The following is a 2,235-nucleotide window of genomic DNA, read 5'->3' on the forward strand; positions in this document are numbered from 1 at the left end:
CCGCGCGGTGTCGGTCAGCACCCCGTCCATGCCGAACAGCACGGCGCGGTGGAGGTTCGGATCGATGCTGGTTGCGACCATGACTGCTCCACACCCGGGACTCGGCGTGCTCGCGGAGTACCCACTTCCGCTCCCGCTCCCACCGAGCGGTCAACCGGTCACGACGATCCCCGCGGCCACGGCGGCGGGCAGCAGGAGCAGCGCGGCCAACCGGAGCGCGAAGCAGCGCGGTGGCGAAGTGCAGCAGGGCGGTCGTGGTGTCCACCGGGCACCGTCAGCCGGGGACGTCGCGGTCCAGTTCGTCGAGCCACGCGCGGGCGGTGGCGTCGCTGGGGGCGCGCCAGTCGCCGCGCGGTGACAGCGCGCCACCGGAGCCGATCTTGGGGCCGTTGGGTAGTGCCGAGCGCTTGAACTGGCTGGTCTGGACGAACCGGTGCAGGAACACGGCCAGCCAGTGCTTGATGGTGGGCAGGTCGTACTCGTTGCGCTCGTCCGGCGGGATCAGCGGCGGCCAGCTGCCCCGATCGCGGTTGCCCCACGCGTGGTGCGCGAGGTAGGCGATGCGGCTGGGGCGGTACCCGAACCGCAGCAGGTGGTAGAGGTGGAAGTCCTGCAGCTCGTAGGGGCCGATGACCGATTCCGAGCTCTGCTCCGGTTGCTCCGCTCCGGGCCGTTCGGCGGGGACGAGCTCCGGTGAGATCACGGTGTCCACGATGGACTTCAGCACTTCGCCGGCGGTGCTGCTGAACTGCTCGGTGTCGATGGTCCAGCGGATCAGGTGCCGGACCAGCGTCTTGGGCACCGAGGCGTTGACGTTGTAGTGCGACATGTGGTCGCCGACGCCGTAGGTGCTCCAGCCCAGCGCGATCTCGCTGAGGTCACCGGTGCCCACCACGAGGGCGCCGTGCTGGTTGGCCAGCCGGAACAGGTGGGACGTGCGCTCCCCGGCCTGCACGTTCTCGTAGGTGATGTCGTGGACGGGTTCGCCGCGCGCCGCCGGGTGGTCGAGGTCGCGCAGCATCTGCATCGCCGACGGCCGGATGTCGATCTCACCGGCGGTGACTTCCAGTGCGGCCATCAAGCGGTGCGCGTTGCGGCGGGTCCGCTCGCTGGTGGCGAAACCGGGCAGGGAGTACGCGAGGACGTTGCGGCGGGGCAGCCCGAGCCGGTCCATGCTCCGCGCGGCCACGATGAGCGCCTGGGTGGAGTCCAGTCCGCCGGAAACGCCGATCACGACCTTGTCGCCGCCGGTCGCGGCCAGTCGCCGGACCAGGCCTTGGGTCTGGATGTGGTAGATCTCCCGGCACCGCTCGCCCAGGGTCGCCGGATCGGAGGGCACGTAGGGGAACCGCGGGATTTCGCGGCGCAGCACGGCGGGGCCCGCCGGCGGGGCGAGGTCCAGGCGCACCCGGCGAATTCCGCGCACGTGGTCCGGGTGGTCGTGCGCGGCGTCGGCGAAGCTGGTCATCCGCATCCGGTCCTGCACCAGCCGTTCCAGGTCCACGTCGGCGGTGACCAGCTGCGCCTCGGAGCTGAAGCGGTCGCTCTCGGCCAGTGCCGCACCGTTCTCGTGGATCAGCGCGTGCCCGTCCCACGCCAGGTCCGTGGTGGACTCGCCGGGACCCGCTGCGGCGTAGAGGTACGCGGCGATGCAGCGAGCCGAGTGCGCGGCGCACAACTGGCGCCGGTAGTCGGCCTTGGCGACGGTGATGTTGCTGGCCGAGAGGTTGACCAGGACGTGGGCCCCCGCCAGCGCGGCCCAGGTGCTGGGCGGCACCGGCACCCACAGGTCCTCGCAGATCTCGACGTGGAAGGTGAACCCCGGCAGCTGAGGCGCGTCGAACAGCAGGTCGTTGCCGAACGGCACGTCGTCGCCGAGCAAGCTCACGTGCCCGGAGAGGGCGTCGCGGGCGGCCGCGAAGTAGCGCTTCTCGTAGAACTCCCGGTAGGTGGGCAGGTAGCTCTTGGGGACCACGCCGACCACCGCGCCGCGGTGGACCACCACTCCGCAGTTGAACAGCCGATCGCCGAAGCGCAGCGGTGCGCCCACCACGAGCGCGCTGTTCAGCTCGCTGCTCGCGGACACCACGCGGCGCAGCCCGGACAGCACGGCGTCCAGCAGCGCGTCCTGGTGGAACAGGTCGTCGATGCTGTAGGAGGACAAGCCCAGCTCGGGGAACAGCGCGAGCACCGCGTGGTCGGCGGCCGCGCGTCGTGCCAGCTCGATGGTGCGGT

At 71.1% G+C, this 2,235-nt stretch carries 1 protein-coding gene; it reads right to left on the reverse strand.

What is annotated here, in order from left to right:
* Positions 1–274: 274 nt before the first annotated feature.
* Positions 275–2,235: NAD(+) synthase (locus ABTZ89_RS38105; protein WP_351054213.1), on the reverse strand; the 1,961-nt coding region annotated here is incomplete at its 5' end.

Origin of the sequence: Saccharopolyspora sp. NPDC002686 (genome assembly GCF_040295745.1) — a bacterium.
Taxonomy (GTDB): Bacteria; Actinomycetota; Actinomycetes; order Mycobacteriales; family Pseudonocardiaceae; genus Saccharopolyspora; species Saccharopolyspora oryzae.